Annotated in this window: 3 protein-coding genes; all 3 read left to right on the forward strand. The window is 48.3% G+C overall.

Annotated elements, in window-relative coordinates:
• Positions 1 to 174 precede the first annotated feature (174 nt).
• The 3 genes from ACOCD2_RS18300 to ACOCD2_RS18310 are packed head-to-tail and all read left to right on the forward strand — an operon-like array spanning position 175 to position 1736.
• Positions 175 to 462 (forward strand): hypothetical protein, encoded by a 288-nt coding sequence (locus tag ACOCD2_RS18300; RefSeq protein WP_293649020.1) that lies wholly within the window; start codon positions 175 to 177, stop codon positions 460 to 462.
• Between the two features lie 55 nt (positions 463 to 517).
• On the forward strand, positions 518 to 1282 hold the full coding sequence (locus ACOCD2_RS18305; protein ID WP_294041192.1) for a hypothetical protein: 765 nt from the start codon (positions 518 to 520) through the stop codon (positions 1280 to 1282).
• A 7-nt stretch (positions 1283 to 1289) separates the two neighbouring features.
• Complete coding sequence (locus ACOCD2_RS18310; protein WP_293649014.1) at positions 1290 to 1736, forward strand: hypothetical protein; 447 nt, start codon at positions 1290 to 1292, stop codon at positions 1734 to 1736.
• The last annotated feature ends 129 nt before the right edge of the window (positions 1737 to 1865 follow it).

Consider the following 1865-nt stretch of genomic DNA (forward strand, 5'->3'; position numbering starts at 1 on the left):
CGGCTACTGGGGTCTACCAGCCTTCGCTTCGCTCTCCATGGCTGGCAGCGGTCGTGTGACCAGCATTAAACCGGGCAGGGGAGTGATGGAAAAAGGCAAAAAATGGCGTTTAGAAACGAAAAAAAAGGCGCTTGACGCTTTATAGTCCGGATTGGGTTTTTTTGGAGATACACAATGGCAAAAAGAGAAAATACGCTTCCGTCTCATATGCGGAAACTGGTAGACACATCAGAGGTTAAATTCAGAATTCCTGCGGGGCTGTACAGAAGTCTGAGCAACGCCAGGAAAATGTGCAGGGAAAAAAATATCGAATTTGATTTGGATAGGGCGCTGGCAAAAACCGTTGAACGGGCGGTGCGTCAAACGGAAAAATATTTCGATTCCCTGTCTTATGACGCCCCACATGATACACAGGAGAAAGCGTCGTCTGATGATAGTGAACCGTTGAGCGCGACCAATTAAACCCCGCCCTTAGCGAGCAGAAGAATCACCTAATCAATATTTTGAGGATAAAACCATGCCAAACAAAAGTCAGAAGGGTTCTCATCGGCGGGGGAAAAAACCGTCGCAGGCTGAGTTGATGTATCGCTTGATGGATGAGAAAGTGCCCCGTATTTACACCGAAGTGCCTGTAGTGATGAAAAGCCGTTACAGCCAGCATGTTTATCGTTCAGCATTTAATGCCTTCGCTGAAACAACGTACCGCGTATTCGACGTTATGGCCATTGCTGCACCGCAGTTCGCGGATAAAATCGGACTGGTTATTCAGAACAATATTGATGAAGCAGAAGAACGCCTGGACGCAGATCTGGAAAAGGCCCGGCAGATGGCGGAGGAAGCCGGAATCAACATCGATAGTATTAACTCCACGGTGGTGAATCAGGTTACCGCCCAGGTAACGACACCACAATCTTTTCAGTACCTGACGATCATGGAGAAACTGGATAATCTGGCAGCCATCATCCAGAGCTTGTGGATGCTCAAGAGAGTCGATAGCGCTACCAGAAAGAACCTGCTCATGGGTTGGCAGAAACATCTTGTGACGATGGCTTATGACGCCAGGGATCTGTGCATAGAAACGGTACGTCGTATTGTGGATCAGCAACGAAAGGCACGGATGCACGAAAAACAGAAAGAACAGATTCATGAAAAACGCATGGAAGAACAAGAGAAAATCGCTAAGGGAAACAGCGGAGACAAGCAGGTACCGGCGGAATCGGATAATGCGGAAAATGAAGCGCCAGAACCTGTAAAAGACGCCGAAGCTTCGGCAGGAGCATAAGTTGCGATTGGGTAGCAAAATTCACCTGAAAATTGGCGTGCTTGGCAGACCATTCATCAGGGGTATTCTTTCTTTCGTTGTGCTTGTGGGTATTGTTGGAGGGACGACCACAAGTTACGCTAGACTCAGCTTGTTCGCCAATATTGAAAAAGAACGAAGCATTATGGTATCGAGGGATGCACTGCGCACTTTCGTTAAGAAACACCAGGCAGAGGATAAAGAGTTTCGCTGGGTATATGATGTCAGGGACTTCTACGGCGCGACCGTTGCCATAGATGTCTACCCTAAATTTCTGGAATTACCCCCAAAGGTTCAATATAAAGTGGCACAGAAAATACTGGATGCCTGGGAGATTTCCCTGCCAAAGCATTTGAGTACCGCTTCTGTCTCTTTGTATGTCAAAAAGGAACCGGACTGGTTTCTTTCCAAGCGCATTCTGCATTACGCCCACTAGGCATCGTCGAAAGTGCAAAAACACACCGCGAAAAGCCTCCTCCTCAAACTCAACAATGGAGGCTTTCGCTGCCAGCCATGGAGAGCGAAGCGAAGGCTGGTAGACCCCAGTAGCCGCGAGGCCGCACTG

Origin of the sequence: Thiolapillus sp., assembly GCF_048562965.1 — a bacterium.
In the GTDB taxonomy this organism is placed as follows: Bacteria; Pseudomonadota; Gammaproteobacteria; order Chromatiales; family Chromatiaceae; genus Thiolapillus; species Thiolapillus brandeum_A.